This is a genomic window from Xanthomonas sp. PPL134, from assembly GCF_040595915.1.
GTDB lineage: Bacteria > Pseudomonadota > Gammaproteobacteria > Xanthomonadales > Xanthomonadaceae > Xanthomonas_A > Xanthomonas_A indica.
Genome location: NZ_JAMDLL010000001.1, coordinates 531,442 through 547,662 on the forward strand (window position 1 = coordinate 531,442; position 16,221 = coordinate 547,662).

Sequence of the window (16,221 nt, forward strand, 5' to 3'; positions counted from 1 at the left end):
GATAGGCTCATCGCGCGCCGCGCGCGCTGGGCTGGGAGTGTGGCGGCGGCCGTGCGCGGCAGCCGACGCTGCCGTCCTTCAGTCGCGCGTGTCGTCGAACGCCGTGTCGTCGTCGTCTTGTTCGATTCCCGAGTCTCCATTCCCCAGTCCCGACGCACCACTCAGGATCAGCTCGCGCAGTTCCCGGAACAACTCCCGATAGGCGTGCGGCGGCTTGTTCTTCAGTCGTTCGTCCTTGGCGTTGCGGACCAGCTGGCGCAGCCGCTGGCGGTCGGCATCGGGATGCTCGGCCAGCAGTTCGGCCAGCGCGGTGTCGCCTTCGGCGAGCAGCCGCTCGCGCCAGTCCTCGACCCGGTGCATGGCGGCCACTTCCCGGCGTGCGCTGTCGCTGTTGACGTCCATGGCCTCGCGGATCGCCTCCAGCACCGCCTCGTCCTCGCGCCGCATCTGCTTGGCCAGGAACGCCAGCTGCCGCTTGTGCGCGATGTGCGAGGTGATGCGCTTGGTCTCGGCGATGTGCGGCAGCAGCGACTCGGGCACCGGCAGCTTGGCCAGTTGCGCCGGGGTCAGCGCCACCAGCTTCTCGCCCAGGCTCAGCACTTCCAGCGCCTCGCGGCGTTGCTGGCTGCGGCTTTCGCCGCGGAATTCACCGGTGTCTTCGTCGCGTCCGCGCATGCTCGTACTACTCGATCGGGCTGGAAATCAAATCAACACATCCGGCCAGGACGGCCGGACAGGGGCGAAGGGATTCGCACAACAAGGATAAAGCATTGAACGCGATCACCCCCGATTTGCACCGCGACGACAGCCAGCAGCGCCTGGAGCGCCTGTCCGACATCGCTGAGCGGCTGCTGGCGCGCGCCCGTGCGCTCGGCGCCAGCCAGGCCGAGGTCAGCTGCAGCGAAGACCGCGGGCTGGACGTCAACGTGCGCCTGGGCGCGGTGGAGACGGTGGAATCCACCCGCGACCGCGGCATCGGCGTCACTGTCTACTTCGGCCAGCGCAAGGGCAGCGCCAGCACCGCCGACCTGCACGAGTCCAGCCTGGAGGCCACCGTGGCCCAGGCCTGCGCCATCGCCCGCTACACCGAGGACGATGTGGCCGCCGGGCTGGCCGAGGCGGCGCTGATGGCCCGCGAGCAGGCGGATTACGACCGCTGGCATCCATGGCCGCTGCAGGCCGAGGAGGCGATCGACCTGGCGCTGGCCTGTGAGGCCGCGGGCCGCGACGCCGATGCGCGGATCAGCAACTCCGACGGCGCTTCGGCCGGTACCAGCGAGAGCCTGTCGGTCTACGCCAATTCGCACGGTTTCATCGGTTGCGAGCGCAGTACCCACCATTCGATCGCCTGCACGCTGATCGCCGGGCAGGGCGACGGCATGCAGCGCGACGGCTGGTACAGCAGCGCGCTGGCGCGCGAAGACCTGGAGCGCGCGTCGGCGATCGGCCGCCGCGCCGCCGAGCGCACCGTGGCGCGGCTGCAGCCGCGCTCGCTGCCGACCGGCGAGGTGCCGGTGCTGTTCGCGCCGGAGACGGCACGCTCTTTGATCGGGCATCTGCTCGGCGCGGTGTCCGGCGGTGCGCTGTATCGCCGCGCCAGCTTCCTGCTCGACAGCGCCGGCACCCGCCTGTTCCCGGAATGGTTCGCGATCGACGAGCGGCCGCACCTGCGCCGCGGCCTGCGTTCGGCCGCCTTCGACGGCGAGGGCGTGGCTACCCGCGAGGCGCCGCTGGTGCGCGACGGCGTGTTGCAGCGCTACGTGCTGGGCAGCTACTCGGCGCGCAAGCTCGGCCTGCAGACCACCGCCAATGCCGGCGGCGTGCACAACCTGCAGGTGGCGGCCAATGCGGCGGACCTGCAGGCCATCGTCAAGGGCCTGCCGCGCGGCCTGCTGGTCACCGACCTGATGGGCAACGGCGTCAATCCGGTCACCGGCGACTACTCGCGCGGCGCTGGCGGTTTCTGGATCGAGAACGGCGAAATCGCCTATCCGGTGGACGAGATCACCATCGCCGGCAACCTGCGGCAGATGTTCCAGGACATCGAGGCGGTCGGCGCCGACATCGATGTGCGCTCGCACGTGCACATCGGCGCGGTGCTGGTCGGCAGGATGACGGTGGCCGGTAACGACTGAGCGGCCCGATGCAGGCAGCGCGCAAGGACGCTTAGGCATGCAGGCAATCGACACCGAGAACGCGATCACCGGCGGCCCCGCCTCCGCGTGGGAGCGCGTGCTGGCGGCGTTTGCGCACCTGTCGATGTGGATCGGCTTGTTCGCCGCCTGCAATGTGCACCTGGGCGACGCGCTGTGGTGGCTGCTGTTGCTGTGGCTGTTGCCGGGCATGCAATGGTGGGCGCTGCGGCGCACACAGCCGTTCGCCGCCGAACACGCGCGCCAGGCCATGCGGCTGGGCCTCGGCCTGTCGCTGCTGAGTGCGGTTTTGCTGGCGCCGGCCCTGCTGATCTTCGGTGCCGTGCTTGTATTCGGGCCGCTGCTGATCCTCATGCTGCTGGCGGCGCTGTGCCTCAGCCTGTGCGCCGCGGCCAGGGCCATGCGCGGTCGGCGCTACCGCTATCCGCTGCCGTATGGAAGCGTTCGTTAGCGTGGCGCCCGGCGCGGCGAAGGCATTCGGCCCTTCGCGAAGTCCGGCGCGGTGCGCCTGGATCGCTTGACAGCGCTACGCCGGCCGCCGAGAGTGACGCGCCAACGTCTTGTCCCCTCACCACCAAAGGAACGGAATACCGATGAGCGAATTCGACAACGTCACCGCCCCGCCGCCGCCGCCGGCCTCGGCAGGGCCGCAGGAAGACCGCACGGTCGCGCTGATCACTCACCTGTCCGGGATCATCGCCGGTTTCATCGTGCCGCTGATCATCTGGCTGATCAACAAGGACAACCCGGCCAAGTCCTTCCTCAACGACCAGGCCAAGGAAGCGCTGAATTTCCAGATCACCGTCGCTATCGCGTACGTGATCTGCGTGGTGCTCAGCGTGATCGTCATCGGCGGCCTGCTGATGCCGGTGGTGTGGGTGGTGAACCTGGTGTTCTGCATCCTGGCCGGCATCAAGGCCAACGAAGGTGTCGCCTACCGCTACCCGTTCGCGCTGCGCTTGATCAAGTAAGCGCCGCTGCAACGCGTCTCCGAAGGCCCGGCCGCTGCGCCGGGCTTTTTTTTGTGTCTGGGAGGCCTGCCGGCAGAGTGGAGCGCAGGCCGTCCACCGCGGCCCCACCGGCGCGTTTGCAAGGTGCTCGCCATTGCGCAGCGAGGTCGACTACCAGAGCGAACGCCGGCATCTGTCGCCGTGGGCCCTGAATGAGGTCCGCGATCTACGTGCCACCAGCGATCTGCGCAGCCTGTTCCGGCACGTGCTCGGCGCGCATCTGGGCGTGTCCGAGCGCGCGCTGGACACCTAGGTCTGCGGGATTGCCCAGGTTGGAAGGATGGGTGGCCTGGGAACCCAGCCACCAAGGCGTACGGCACGGGCTGCACGCGAACCGGGCGCCGACGGCAGGTCGGCGCCCGGGCGATCACCGGCCTACCGCACTCAGTTCTGCGACGGATTGTTCTCGGCGAAGTACTCGTGGCTGTCGGCGTTCTTCACCGCGCGGGCCGGATCGCTCTTGGCCAGGCTCTTGGCCGCGCTCTGCCCATACGCGGTGTCCTGCGTGCCGGCGACCACGCTGAAGTGGCTCATTTCGTGGATCAGAGTGCCGGCCTTGGAGTCGGTGCCGGTCAGCGGCGCGCTCCAGAACGCGTTGCAGACGTAGATCTGGTACGGCTGGTTCGGATAGACGTAGGCGTAGGAGCTGTCGCTGCAGCCGCAGTTGATGGTGATCTGCCCGTTGTTCTGGTCGATCGCCGAATCGATGTTGACGAAGTTGGAGGTGGCGGTGCTGTAGCGGCTGGCGTTGTAGGCGCCGAACCAGGTGGTGTAGCGCGCGCCGGTGCTGCCGCCGTTGAGATAGGTCTTGGCGTTCTGCGAGTAGTTGCGCGCGGCACTCACCGCGCTGCCGATGGTGCTGATCTGGCTGGTGCTGCACGAGGCGTAGTTGACGCCGTTGACCACCGCCTGCGGGCCGACCATCAGGTCGTTGCGCACCGCGCGGCCGCGGCCGCCGTCCAGCCACACCGTCAGCGGCGCGCTGGACAGCGTCTGCGGTTCGCCATCGGCGCGCAGCATGCGCGCGCCATCGGCGAACGCGGCGCCCTGCAGCGGCGCGTCGAGGCGGATGCTGTAGGTGCCGCTGCGGCTCAGGTCATAGGCCTGGCCGAGATCGATCCGTGCCTGCCGCGCTTCGCCCGGCTGCAGCACCACCATGTCGTCGGCGCGCGGCGCGGCGCGCTTGACCAGGCGGCCCACGTAATCGACCGGCTTGCCGTCGCGCTGGACCTGGAACAGCGCGTTGTCGAGATCGCCCAGCGGCAGTTCCCACTTGGGCACGCGCGCGACCTGCTCGCCGGTGTTGCGGACGGTCACCGCGAGTTGGCCGCGCTGCTGGCCGTCGGCGTCGGCGACCGGCGTCAGTTCGACCTGCAGCGGCGCCGGCGTGCGCGTGAGTTGCGATTGCGCGGTAGCCGCCGAGATGATGCCGACCAGGCTGAAGCCGATTGCTGCCGAGATCCGGGATGCGTGTTTCATGCAGTCTCTCTCCGTCGAAAGTGGGCGCCCCAACACAGGGGCCGAAGCAAACTAGCCCGGTGCCGCGCGCGTGCGCGCCGCAGGCGCGTTTGTCTTCGATTTCGTCCAGCGAAGCGCGCGCCAGGTCTCAGTATGGGCACTGCGTTCGTACATCGCAGCGCGTGACTGGCGCGCTGCAGCGGCATCGACGCCGTCGCATGCGCTGGATCGAGGGCGGCGTTGCGATCGTCCAAGCGGCGCTCGCGCTGTGCGATGCACGTGCAGTGCGTGAAGCCCGCGCGGCGGCGACGTTTGTTGAAGGCAATGACGAGTTCGGGGATTTCCCTTCGCTGCCGCTGGCGTCAGCGCGATCTGCAGCGGTGCGAGCGGCGTCGGGACTTTTGCGACAACGCGGGTTGCCGCGGCGCGAGATGCGCCTGGTTGCCTGGTGTGGGAGTCAACTGTCAGGCATCCGCGACGACCGGAGTAGCGGACGATCGGACCGCGAAAGCAGTCGGGACTGAAGTCCCTCCCACATTGCCCTCCGGCACCTCGTCGCGCGTTACTGGGCGACCGGCTTCGGCCGCGACGATCCGGAGTAGCGGACGATCGGACGATGAAAGCATGCGGGACTGAAGTCCCTCCCGCATTGCCCACCGGCACCTCATCGCGCGTTACTGGGGGAGCGGCTTCCGCCGCGACGATCCGGAGTAGCGGACGATCGGACGGTGAAAGCAGTCGGGACTGAAGTCCCTCCCGCATTGCCCCCAGACACCTCGCCTCGAGTCCCTGTAGGAGCGGCTTCAGCCGCGACAGGCGTTACCGATGACGCGTGTCGCGGCTGAAGCCGCTCCTGCAACAGCACCTTTGGCCATCAAGGGCTGCGTGCGGCCAGCGCCAGCATCACTCCTTGTTTTCGCGGAGGCGGCGCATTTCCTGTGGCAACGACGCGTGCGGCGAGCCGCGGCAATCGCACGCGTCGAGCGCCACGCTCAGTGCGCGCGGTCGACCGCCAGCCGCGCCAGCGCCGCCAGCGCATCGGCGGAGCCGCCATAGCGGTGCAGGCTGTCCTGCATCGCTTGCGCCAGTTCGGCCAGCTTGGCCTTGGCGCCGTCCATGCCCAGCAGGGCAGGGTAGGTGGATTTGGCCTGCGCTGCGTCCTTGCCGGCGGTCTTGCCGAGCTGCTCGGAGCTGGCTTCCACGTCGAGGATGTCGTCGCGCACCTGGAAGGCCAGGCCCAGCGCGGTGGCGAAGCCGTCGAGTTGCGCGAGCGCCGCGGCGTCGGCGCCGCCGCCGAGCGCGCCCAGGCGCACGCTGGCGCGGATCAGCGCGCCGGTCTTCAGCGCATGCATCCGTTGCAGGTCGGTCAGCGCCTGCACGCGGCCGGTGGCGTCGATGTCCAGCGCCTGGCCGCCGCACATGCCGGCCGCACCGGCGGCCTCGGCCAGGGTCTGCAGCCACTGCACGCGCAGCGTCGGCGCCGCGTCCTCGGCGTTGGCCAGCAGCGCGAACGCCAGGCTCTGCAGTGCATCGCCGGCGAGGATCGCGGTGGCTTCGTCGAAGGCGATGTGCACGGTGGGCTGGCCGCGGCGCAGGGCGTCGTCGTCCATCGCCGGCAGGTCGTCGTGGACCAGCGAATAGGCGTGGATCAGTTCCACCGCCAGCGCCGGCGCGTCCAGGCGCGCAGCGTCGGCGCCGAACAACGCGCCGCTGGCGTAGACCAGCAGCGGACGCATGCGCTTGCCGCCGCCGAGCGTGGCATGGCGCATCGCCGCGTGCAGGCGCTGCGGCGCCAGCGTCGCTGCCGGCAACTGCGCCTGCAGACCGGTTTCCACCCGTTCGCGCCAGCGCGCGAACGCCGCGTCAGCCGCCATGGGGCGGCACGGGTTCGAAGGGTTCGGCGCTGTCGGGCTGCTCGGGATCGCTGAGCAGGCGCACGCGCAACTCGGCCTGCTCCAGCGCCTGCTGGCATTGCCGGTACAGGCCCACACCGCGCTCGTAGGCGCTGAGCGACTGTTCCAGGCTCAGGTCGCCGGCTTCCATCTTCTCCACCAGCACTTCCAGTTCCTCGAGCGACTGCTCGAAGCGGGCGACCGGGGAGGCATCGTCTTGAGGCTTCTTGGGCATGGCGAAAGTGTGCGCGGCGGCGGCAGCAGGGTCAATGCGACGCGGGTGCCGGCACTGGCCGCGGATCCAGCGCCAGGCGTGCGGCGTGCGTCTGCAACCAGGCGTCCAGCGGCGCGGCCAGCAGGTCCGGGCCGGCGGCCAGCAGCTGCGTGGCGTCGAACAGCAGCGGCAGCCGTTGGCGCTCCCACGGCGGTAGCGCCTGGGTCTGCAGCAGGTGCTTGAGCGACTGCGACTGTGCACGCCCGGGCAGGCGCAGGCGTTCGCCGCCGCGGCGCGCACGCACCAGCAACGGCGTGTCGAAGGCCAGCATGGTGTCGGCGAGCAGGTGCAGGCGGCGGCCGTCGGGCAACGGCAGCGGCGCGCGGCCATCCCACCGCGCGTGCCAGTCGGCAGGCCAGGGGGCGGGGTCGCGTTCGGCGTACAGCGTGTCGCGCCAACTGCGCACGCTGGCGCCATGCCAGGCGAACTGCGCCGCGGCGTCGGCGCGCGGCTGCAGCAGGTCGCGTTCGATCGCGGCCAGGCCGGCTGCCGGCAATGGTGGCAGCCCGGCCTGCGCGACCCAGCGCCGCAGCACGCGCGCGCGCCGTGCCGCGGGCAGGGCACGTAGCGCGACGAGCGACAGTGGGGCGCCGGGGGCATCCTGCAGGGTCTCGAGTACCGCGCGGTCGTCCGCGTCCAGCAACGCGCCGGCGTCGGCGCACAGCTCCGCGCTGCGAGCGAGGGCGGCGTCGGCATGCGGCCAGCGCTGGCGCAGCAGCGGCAGTACCTGCAGGCGCAGGAAATTGCGATCGAAGCCGGGATCGGCATTGCTGGGGTCGTCGATCCACTGCAGGCCGTGCTGCCGTGCATAGGCATGCAACGCGCTGCGCGGCTGCGCCAGCAGCGGCCGCCACAGGCGGCTGCCAGCGAAGTCGGACAGCGCCTGCATCGCCGCCAGGCCATCCGGGCCGGACGCGCGCAGCGCACGCAGCAGGAAGGTCTCGGCCTGGTCGTCGCGGTGCTGGGCCAGCGCCAGCCATTCGCCGGGCTGCAGCGCCTGCGCGAAGGCGTCGCGCCGCACCTGCCGCGCCGCCGCTTCCAGACCATCGCCGCTGTCGCGCGGCACCTGCACCCGCACCACCTGCAGCGGCACCGCCAGCGCGGCGCACAGCTGCGCGCACTGCGCGGCCCAGGCGTCGGCCTCGGCATGCAGGCCATGGTGCACGTGCAGCGCGCGCAGGCCTGCGGCGCGATAGGAGGGGTGTTGCGCGAGCAGGTGCAGCAGCACGGTCGAATCCAGTCCGCCGCTGAAGCCGAGCAGCAGCGGCGCCGGTGCCGGATCGGGCAGTGCGGCGGCGAGGGCGGACAAGGGGGACGTGGAGACGCGCGGAGCCATCGCGTCACTGTAGACGCAAGCGCTTGCCAGCGCGACGCGCGACCAGGGCGAGCTCTTTGAGGCTGGCCAGCGCTGAGGGAGAGACTTCAGTCCCGATGCCTTTCAGCTCGAGGCGTCGGGACTGAAGTCCCTCCCACAAGCGCAGTTCCCGGCACTCGGCACTATCCCGGTCGAATGCTCAACAAGGCGCCTGCTCGGTGTCGACCGCCAGCATGCGAAGCCCGGCCTGTGGCCAGCGCGCCACGGCGTCCGAAGCAGCGCAAAGGTGAGGGAGCTCCCTGTGGGAGGGACTTCAGTCCCGACGCGAGGAACCCGCATCTCGCAGATTCCGCGTTTCCCTTACATCGCAGCGATGCAGCGAGAGGTAGCAGAAGACGATCGTCTGGCTCCAGATGACCTCCAGAGCTGCAGTATCCCCTGTAGGAGGGGCTTCAGTCCCGACGCCTTTCGGCTCAGCGCGTCGGGACTGACGTCCCTCCCACAAGCGCAGCTCTCGGCAGCCGGCACTATCCCGATCGCCTGCTCGGCAGGGCGCCTGCTCGGCGTCGGCCGCCAGCACGCCAAGCCCGGCCTGTGGCCAGCGCGCCACGGCGTCCTAAGCAGCGCAAAGGTAAGTCAGCTCCTTGTGGGAGGGACGTCAGTCCCGACGCGGGAATTTCTCACCTCGCGGACGATGCGCTTCCGCCGACATCGTGGAGCTGCAGCAAGAGATGCGTTGCAGAGGACCAGCCTTGGCGACGTTGCCCGCGACAGCGCGGCCATGCCGCGCACGCTGATCGGCTCAGCGCTTTGGCGCCGGCACTTCGCGGTTGTGGCGGTCGATGGAGTACCAGCGGCCACCCTGCATCGGCGTATGACCGTCGGCGTCGGGTGTGCCGGCGCTGCAGCCATCGCAGACCTCGGCGACGCCGTGCGCGAACGGCCAGGCGAAGTCATGCACCGGCGCGATCACCTCGCGCAATTGCCGGTCGTAGAAGCCGATGCGGCCGTCGACGATGCCGCGGGTGAGACCTTCGGTGAAGCCGTCCGGGCCGTTGTCCCAGGTGATCACCGGCAGGCTGTGGCCATCGGCGCGCACATAGTAGAAGCGTGCGCCGACGCTCAGCAGCGCTAGGCCGTCGCGATCGAAATGCAGGTGTCGCAACGCCTGCGGCGTCAGTACCAGGCGTCCGTCGGCGCCGAGCCGGCAGCCCGGCACCACCGGCCGGTCGCTATTCGGGTCGCCCAGTCGGCAGGCCTCGGCGGCCGGTTGCGCCGTGGCCATCGACGCGGCGCCGAGCGCGGCAAACGCAGCGAACACTGCGCACACGGCAACGGCCGCACGCAGGCGACCGCCGTGCGACCGATACCGGCTCATTGCGCAGTCGCGGCGCTGGTCATGAAGGCCGCCGGCTTGGGCAGCTCCACCGGTACGCCGTCGCCGTTGCAGGTGCCGGCCTGGCACAGCCGCGCGCGCAGGGTCGGCGTGGCCTGCACGATCACGTGGTAGATCACGTTCTCCTCCAGGCTGCCGCGGAACGCGTTGCTGCCGGGTCCGCGCGCCCAGATGCCGACGTCGTCGCCGCCATGGGTCTCGGCCTTGGTCGGCACCAGCGCTTCCTGCATGAAGTCCGGGCTTTCGGTGTCGACATGGGTCAGGTCGGGACGGCCGTTGGCCGGCTCGAAGCTGCTCGGCGCATGCGGGAAGGTCTTGACCCCGGCCGGCTGCTGGTTGCTGGCGCCGGTGTAGCCGGGGCCGTTGGCGTAGCTGAGCGTGGCGTAGGGCTGGCCGTTGCCGTCCAGCGCCAGGTCGCCGGTGTTGGCGTCCTCGCCGCTGGTGCCGCGCACCTTGCCCAGGATCGGGTTGCCGCGCTGCGGATAGCCGACGAAGTTGAGCGTGTGCGAGTGGTCGGCGGTGACGATGATCAGCGTGTCCTCGGCCGAGGTCGCGTCCGCCGCGGCCTGCACCGCCTGCGACAGCGCGATGGTCTCGTCAAGCGCACGGTAGGCGTTGCCGGCGTGGTGCGCGTGGTCGATGCGTCCGCCTTCGACCATCAGCACGTAGCCGTTCTTGTCCTGCGACAGGGTGCGGATCGCGGCGCGGGTCATCTCGGCCAGGCTCGGGTCGCCGTTGGCGCTGCGGTCGCGGTCGTGGTCGAACTGCATGTGGTCCGGCTCGAACAGGCCCAGCAGCGCCGGCGCGTTCTGCGCCGCCTCCAGTTGCCCGCGGGTCCACACGTAGGCGCCCTGCGGATGGCGCTGGCGCCATTCGCCGACCAGGTCGCGGCCATCCAGGCGCAGGCCGACCTTGTCGTCGTACTCCGGGTCGCGCTGTTCGACGGTGGTGAACTGCCCGCGGCCGCCGGCCAGCATCACCTGCGGGCCGCGGCCGAAGCGCGCACCGACCATCTGCTGGGCGATGTCGCGGCAGCCCTCGGCGACCGCCTTCTCCGGCAGGTCGGCATCGCTTTCCCAGTTGCGCTCGGGCACGTGCGCATAGGTGGCGGCCGGGGTGGCGTGGGTGAGGCGGGTGGTGGTGACGATGCCGGTGCCCATGCCGGCGCTGTCGGCCAGTTCCAGCCAGCTCAGCAACTGCTTGCCGAGGCTGTCGGCGCAGGCGTCGCGCTTGCCGGCGGACACGCCGATCGCGCCCATGTGGGTCTTCACCCCGGTGGTGATCGAGGTCATGGTGCCGGCCGAATCCGGCGTCTGCGAATCGGTGTTGTAGGTCTTGCTCAGCGCGGTGGCGGGGAACGCCTCCCACGACAGCTGGTTCTCCTCGCCGGAGGCGCCCTTGCGCTGGCCGTCGAGGATGCGCGCGGCGGCGACCGTGGTCAGGCTCATGCCGTCGCCCAGGAACAGGATCACGTTCTTGGCCTTGCCGCGCATGGCGCCGTTGTTGGCGGCCTTGGCCGCGCCGCTGCGGTACCACCACGCCGCGGTCTCGCCGGCCGGATGGGCGACGGCGGGGACGACGATTGGCGCGACGTTGGCGCTGGCGGCCGGCGCGTGCGGCGCGCTGGCGCAGGCACCCAGCAGCAGGGTGGAGGCGGCGGCGAGAGCGGAAACGGGAAGGCGCATACGCGGAACGGGTCCTGAACAACGAAGTCCCCCGCATTATGCCGGTTGCGACAAGGCACGCCGATGACATCGCGCCTTTCCAGCCATGGCGTCGTCGTTGCCGCCGGGGTGCGCTATCGTGCGAAACCCCCGAGATTTCTGGACAGCGTCGATGAAACTGGTGACGGCCTGGTTACGCATTCCGTTCTGGCAGCGCGTGGTCGCCGGCTTCGTGCTGGGCGCCCTGGCCGGCTGGGCACTGGGCCCGACCGCGGAAACCTGGTTCAAGCCGCTCGGCGACCTGTACGTCACCCTGATCAAGATGATCGCGGTGCCGCTGGTGTTCTTCGCGGTCATCAACGCGATCTCGGCGCTGCACGGGCAGCAGTCGGTGGCCAAGCTGGGCGGGCGCACCTTCCTGTGGTTCGTGGTCACCGCGGCGCTGGCGGTCGGCGTCGGCCTGGCCGTGGGCACCGTGCTGCAGCCGGGCGCCGGCCACCTGGGCCTGCGCGTGGACAGCGCCTGGACCCCGCGCGACGTGCCCAGCCCGGTGCAGGTGCTGCTGGACGTGGTGCCGTCCAATCCGTTCTACGCGCTCACCGGCATCGGCACCAAGACCAATGCCGCCGGCGAGACCGTGCTGGCGGCCGGACGCGGCTCGATCCTGCCGGTGATCTTCTTCGCCGCGCTGCTCGGCTTTGCCATGGTCAAGCTCGGCGAGCGCGTGGCCGAGGCGCGCAAGCTCACCAAGCAGATGAGCGAGATCATGATCCAGGTCACCCGCTTCGTGCTGGAGATGACCCCGCTCGGCACCTTCGGCCTGATCGCCGCGCTGGTCGGCGGCTACGGCTTCGGCAAGCTGCTGCCGTTCGGCAATTTCGTGCTGGCGCTGTACCTGGCCTGCGCGATCCACATCGTGGTGGTGTACAGCGGCCTGCTGCTGGTGCATGGCTTGAACCCGTGGAAGTTCTTCCGCGGCGCCGCGCCGGGCATGCAGGTGGCCTTCGTCAGTTCCTCCAGCTTCGCCGCGATGCCGGTGGCGCTGCGCTCGATCACCCACAATCTGGGCGTCAACAAGGACTACGCGGCGTTCGCGGTGCCGCTGGGCGCGAGCATCAAGATGGACGGCTGCGGCGCGATCTTCCCGGCGTTGTGCGCGGTGTTCATTGCCCAGTACACCGGCGTGCCGCTGACCGCCAACCAGTACTTCGTGGTGCTGATCGCCTCGGTGCTGGGCAGTTTCGGCACCGCCGGCGTGCCTGGCACCGCGGTGGTGATGGCCACGGTGGTGCTGAGTGCGGCCAACCTGCCGCTGGAGGTGATCGGCTACCTGTACGCCATCGACCGCGTGCTGGACATGATGCGCACCATGACCAACGTGACCGGGCAGATGCTGGTGCCGGTGCTGGTGGCCAAGGAAACCGGCCTGCTCGACCGCACCATCTACGAGGCGGCGCCGAGCAATGTCGGCCTGGAAGATCCGCCGGTCGACGGTTCCGGCCAGGTGCGTTGATGCTGCCGTGAGCGCGCCTGTCGAGCGCCTGCGCGCGCAGCTGCGGCAGTTGCCGGGGCTGACGCTGCGCGAGGGCGTGCTGGTGCACGACGCGTTGCCGGACGACCCGTTCGAGCAGCGGTATCTCGAGGTGCGCCGCCGCGAAGGCCGGCTCTACGGCGACGCGCAGGTGCGCACGCTGCCGCAGCCGTCCGGCGCACTCGGCGCAAGTTACGAATGGCGGGTGCGTGCCGAATCGTGCCGGCGCCTGCTGCGCCATCTGCGTGCGCGCGGCGGCGACGGGCCGCTGCTGGAACTGGGCTGCGGCAACGGCTGGCTGTCGCATCGCCTGGCCAGCGGCCTGCAGCGCGAGGTCTGCGGCGTCGATGTCAATCGCACCGAACTGGCGCAGGCGGCGCGGGTATTCGCCGCCGCGCCGCGGCTGAGCTTCGTCGCCGGCGACATCCTGCGCCTGCCGCTGCCGACGCAGCGGTTCGATGTGGTGGTGGTGCCGGCCTGCCTCCCGTACTTCGCCGACCCGCGTGTGCTGATCGTGCGCCTGCTGCAGCTGCTGCAGCACGACGGCGAACTGCACATCCTCGATAGCCCGTTCTATGCCGACGCCGAGCAGGCCCGCGCCAGCGCCGCGCGCAGCCTGCGCTACTTCAGCGACCTGGGCTGCGCGGAACTGGCGCAGCAGTACCACCAGCACACCGACGCAGCGCTGGACGGCATCGTGTTGCGCCGGCTGTTCGACCCGCGCCGCTGGTCCGCGCGCTGCCTGCGCGCGCTGCGCTGGCGCCAGCCGCATTTCCCGTGGCTGTGCATCCGCAAGCGCGACAACCTGGCGCTGGCCGCGGCGTAGCCGACTCCATCGGCCGCCAGCGCGGCCGTGGCCGCAGGCCATTGCGGCGCCATTGCGATTGGCGGCGTCGGCGCATGGCAGACTGCCGCCTTCTTCCCCTGCATGGACTCCCGATGAGCGGCACCCAACGCGAACTGACCTTCCGCTTCCTGGCCGAGCCGATCGACGTCAACTACGGCGGCAAGGTCCACGGTGGCGTGGTGATGAAGTGGATCGACCAGGTCGGCTACGCCGCCGCGGTGGGCTGGAGCGGCCACTACAGCGTGACCGTGGCGGTGGGCGGCATCCGCTTCGTGTCGCCGATCCGCATCAGCGACATGGTCACGGTCAGCGCCAAGCTGGTCCACACCGGCACCAGCAGCATGCATTTCGCCATCGAGGTGCGCGCCCGCGATCCGATGGGCGGCGAGCCGCGCCTGTGCACGCATTGCATCATCGTGTTCGTGGCCCTGGACGGCGTCGAAGGCCGGCCGACCGCGGTCCCGGCCTGGCATCCGGATACCCCGGAAGACCATCGCCTGGCGGAGTACGCGCAGAAGGTGATGGAGCTGAGCAAGGGCATCGAGGACACCATCGCCCACTACCACGGCTGAGCGCGCGGCCTACGCGCGCCAGTCCGCCGGCGCGGTGCGGCAGTCGCCATCGACAGGCGGCCGCCGTGCGCGGCCAGTTCCTGCTGCGTCAGGGCCAGCACCGGCGCGCAGTCGGCGCTGGCGAACAGCGCGGCGAAGGCCTGCTCGAAGCGCGCGCCCACCGCCGGGTCCATCCGTGCCAGCAGGCGCGGCACCCACTTGCCGCTGCCGTACCAGTGGCCGCGTCCGCGCAGCGCCAGTTCCGCCAGGCGCGGATGCAGCAGGGCGCCGATCGCGACGATCTCGGCGGCGCTGCGTTCGCCGCACAGGTCGTCGATCAGGTCGGTGATCTCGTAGCGCAGCGCGTCCCGTTGCGCCTGCGTCAGCGGCGCTGGGCCGGCCTGCAGCCGCGCGGCGACCTGGCCTTGCAGGGCATGTGCGGCGTCGGTCGCAGTGCCGACGATGGCGCCCTCGGCGACCATGTGCAGCAGGCTGGGGCGGCCGCGGGCCGCATCGTCATCGACGAACCAGGCCAGCGTACCCGGATCGTGCACGAAGGCCTCGACCGGCACGCCGTCGGCCAGGAACGATTCGCGGCGTGCGGCCGGCAGATGCGCATAGACCACGACCAGGTCGAGATCGGACAGGTGCGTGCCTTCGCCGCGCAGGATCGAGCCGGCGGCGAAGCCGAAGGCCGCATCGGCGTAACGGGTGGACAACAGCGATTGCGCGAGCGCCAGTGCCTGTGCGGGCGTGGGCAGGGTGGGGGCGGCCGGCATCAGCGCACCGCCTGTTGGCGCGGCCAGGACGCGGCCGCATGGCAGACCTGCAGGGCGGGCGAGGGAAGGAGTGTCATCGAAGTGCCGGTGACGCGATCAAGGCTGGCCAGCGTAGCGTGCCGATGGGCAACGTGGACGGCGCGCAACTGCAGGGGGGCAATGCGGCGAGTCCCGCCGGCGCAGCGCAAGTCGCGGCATGCCAGGTGCGGCCGCGCCGGCGGGTCTCCGTGGTTGCGAGGGCAGGTGTCGCTGGCCGCTGCGACGCTAGCCCGCTCGTCGCTATCTCCTGTGAGCGACGTCGCCGTGCGCCAGTGGTCCGGCGGCCACCCAGGGGCAGCAAACCGCCGCAACGAAAAAAGGCCGCTGTCGCCAGCGGCCTTTCCTGAGGTGTCTGCAGACGGGGCGGCTTACATCGCCACGCGGCGCGCCTGCACGAACTTCTCGCCCCAGTAGCCCGAAGTCAGCGTGTCCACGCGCACGTCCTTGCCGCGGCTGGGGGCGTGCAGGAAGCGGCCCTCGCCGACATACAGGCCGACGTGGTCGACGCGGCCCTTGCGGCCGAAGAACACCAGGTCGCCCGGCGCCAGCGCGTCGCGGTCCTTGATCAGCTGGGCGTTGGCCTCGCGGGCCATCTCGCGCGACACGCGCGGCAGCTCGATGCCCAGTGCGGTGCGGAATACGTAGCCGACCAGGCCGCTGCAGTCGAAGCCTTCGGTGTCTTCGCCGCCCCAGCGGTACGGGGTGCCCAGCAGCGCCATGGCGCGCTTGAGCACGGACTGGACCTTGTCGCCGCCCGGTACCACGCCTTCGCGCGGGACCGGCTGGGACACGTCGTAGTTGGCCAGCAGGCGGCTGATGTCGCCGGCGAACATCGCCGAGCGGTCCATCAGCGGAATGGTGTCGTTGGCGGCCAGGTGCGGCAGCAGGGCGGCCAGGGTGGCGGTGGCGGCGGCGTCGGCCTTGCTGCGCGACGGCGCGGCGGGCGTCTGGCTGGCGGCGGCCGGCTTGGCCGAGGCGATGGTGTTGCTGGTCTGCGCGGCGGCCGGGGCGGTGGTCGCGGCGGCGCCGACCTGGGCCGGAGCGGGGGCGACGGTCGCGATCGCTTCCGGGACGACGGTGTCGGCGGGAGCGGTCTGGGCCAGGGCCGGGAGGGCCGAGAAACAGAGCGAGGCGGTGCAGAAGAGGCGGAAAGCGGTCCGGCGGGGAACGGCGGTCTTGCCTGGAGAGGTCTTGGCTTCGGTCGTCACGCTTGGATCACAAAATAAAACGATGAGGGATCATGCCTTGTAGACAGAAACAGGAAGTTCAAATAAGGTTAAATTTTCGTAATTATGAATGTGGGTGAAATCAC

At 70.4% G+C, this 16,221-nt stretch carries 17 protein-coding genes; 8 read left to right on the forward strand and 9 right to left on the reverse strand.

Annotated features, from left to right (window positions below; genetic code table 11):
• Positions 1–78: 78 nt before the first annotated feature.
• Positions 79–675 (reverse strand): ribosome biogenesis factor YjgA, encoded by a 597-nt coding sequence (gene yjgA, locus M3U25_RS02360; protein WP_355495241.1) that lies wholly within the window; start codon positions 673–675, stop codon positions 79–81.
• Between the two features lie 95 nt (positions 676–770).
• On the opposite strand from yjgA, the gene pmbA reads away from it, so the two are divergent.
• From pmbA to M3U25_RS02380, 4 genes are all read left to right on the forward strand, one after another.
• The gene (gene pmbA, locus M3U25_RS02365; protein ID WP_355495238.1) at positions 771–2,135 is read left to right on the forward strand and encodes a metalloprotease PmbA; all 1,365 of its coding nucleotides are present in this window, start codon (positions 771–773) and stop codon (positions 2,133–2,135) included.
• Between the two features lie 37 nt (positions 2,136–2,172).
• Positions 2,173–2,604 (forward strand): DUF4870 domain-containing protein, encoded by a 432-nt coding sequence (locus tag M3U25_RS02370; RefSeq protein ID WP_355495236.1) that lies wholly within the window; start codon positions 2,173–2,175, stop codon positions 2,602–2,604.
• Positions 2,605–2,746: 142 nt separating this feature from the next.
• Complete coding sequence (locus M3U25_RS02375; protein ID WP_019797965.1) at positions 2,747–3,124, forward strand: DUF4870 domain-containing protein; 378 nt, start codon at positions 2,747–2,749, stop codon at positions 3,122–3,124.
• A gap of 133 nt (positions 3,125–3,257) precedes the next feature.
• Positions 3,258–3,416, forward strand: coding sequence for a hypothetical protein (locus M3U25_RS02380; protein WP_355495232.1), 159 nt, complete (start codon positions 3,258–3,260; stop codon positions 3,414–3,416).
• A gap of 131 nt (positions 3,417–3,547) precedes the next feature.
• On the opposite strand, the gene M3U25_RS02385 is transcribed toward M3U25_RS02380, so the two are convergent.
• Positions 3,548–4,642: a M35 family metallo-endopeptidase gene (locus tag M3U25_RS02385; protein ID WP_355495229.1), complete on the reverse strand. Its 1,095-nt coding sequence runs from the start codon at positions 4,640–4,642 to the stop codon at positions 3,548–3,550.
• 197 nt (positions 4,643–4,839) lie between these two features.
• On the opposite strand from M3U25_RS02385, the gene M3U25_RS02390 reads away from it, so the two are divergent.
• Positions 4,840–5,145 carry a hypothetical protein gene (locus tag M3U25_RS02390; RefSeq protein ID WP_355495226.1) on the forward strand — a complete coding sequence of 102 codons (306 nt, stop codon included), beginning with the start codon at positions 4,840–4,842 and terminating at the stop codon, positions 5,143–5,145.
• Between the two features lie 468 nt (positions 5,146–5,613).
• On the opposite strand, the gene M3U25_RS02395 is transcribed toward M3U25_RS02390, so the two are convergent.
• The 5 genes from M3U25_RS02395 to M3U25_RS02415 all read right to left on the reverse strand — a co-directional run bounded on the left by M3U25_RS02395 (position 5,614) and on the right by M3U25_RS02415 (position 11,183).
• Positions 5,614–6,495, reverse strand: a complete 882-nt coding sequence (locus M3U25_RS02395) for a polyprenyl synthetase family protein (RefSeq protein WP_355495223.1) — start codon at positions 6,493–6,495, stop codon at positions 5,614–5,616.
• Entirely contained in the window at positions 6,485–6,748 is a 264-nt protein-coding gene (locus M3U25_RS02400) for an exodeoxyribonuclease VII small subunit (RefSeq protein WP_242156658.1), read from the reverse strand. The genes M3U25_RS02395 and M3U25_RS02400 overlap by 11 nt, the downstream gene beginning before the upstream one ends.
• Positions 6,749–6,779: 31 nt before the next feature.
• Positions 6,780–8,096: a tRNA lysidine(34) synthetase TilS gene (gene tilS, locus M3U25_RS02405; protein WP_355495218.1), complete on the reverse strand. Its 1,317-nt coding sequence runs from the start codon at positions 8,094–8,096 to the stop codon at positions 6,780–6,782.
• Between the two features lie 808 nt (positions 8,097–8,904).
• On the reverse strand, positions 8,905–9,423 hold the full coding sequence (locus M3U25_RS02410) for a WG repeat-containing protein (RefSeq protein WP_355495215.1): 519 nt from the start codon (positions 9,421–9,423) through the stop codon (positions 8,905–8,907).
• Between the two features lie 53 nt (positions 9,424–9,476).
• Positions 9,477–11,183 (reverse strand): alkaline phosphatase, encoded by a 1,707-nt coding sequence (locus M3U25_RS02415; protein WP_355495212.1) that lies wholly within the window; start codon positions 11,181–11,183, stop codon positions 9,477–9,479.
• 151 nt (positions 11,184–11,334) lie between these two features.
• Between M3U25_RS02415 and M3U25_RS02420 the strand changes: the two genes are divergently transcribed.
• From M3U25_RS02420 to M3U25_RS02430, 3 genes are all read left to right on the forward strand, one after another.
• Positions 11,335–12,675, forward strand: coding sequence for a dicarboxylate/amino acid:cation symporter (locus M3U25_RS02420; protein WP_152182838.1), 1,341 nt, complete (start codon positions 11,335–11,337; stop codon positions 12,673–12,675).
• A 76-nt stretch (positions 12,676–12,751) separates the two neighbouring features.
• Positions 12,752–13,519, forward strand: coding sequence for a class I SAM-dependent methyltransferase (locus tag M3U25_RS02425; protein WP_355496334.1), 768 nt, complete (start codon positions 12,752–12,754; stop codon positions 13,517–13,519).
• 113 nt (positions 13,520–13,632) lie between these two features.
• Positions 13,633–14,112 (forward strand): acyl-CoA thioesterase, encoded by a 480-nt coding sequence (locus tag M3U25_RS02430; protein WP_010341292.1) that lies wholly within the window; start codon positions 13,633–13,635, stop codon positions 14,110–14,112.
• Here the strand turns inward: M3U25_RS02430 and M3U25_RS02435 are convergent.
• A complete protein-coding gene (locus M3U25_RS02435) occupies positions 14,100–14,870 on the reverse strand; it encodes a nucleotidyltransferase domain-containing protein (protein ID WP_355495206.1) in 771 nt (256 codons plus the stop codon). The genes M3U25_RS02430 and M3U25_RS02435 overlap by 13 nt on opposite strands.
• 407 nt (positions 14,871–15,277) lie before the next feature.
• Positions 15,278–16,117, reverse strand: coding sequence for an NlpC/P60 family protein (locus M3U25_RS02440; RefSeq protein WP_355495203.1), 840 nt, complete (start codon positions 16,115–16,117; stop codon positions 15,278–15,280).
• Positions 16,118–16,221: the final 104 nt, after the last annotated feature.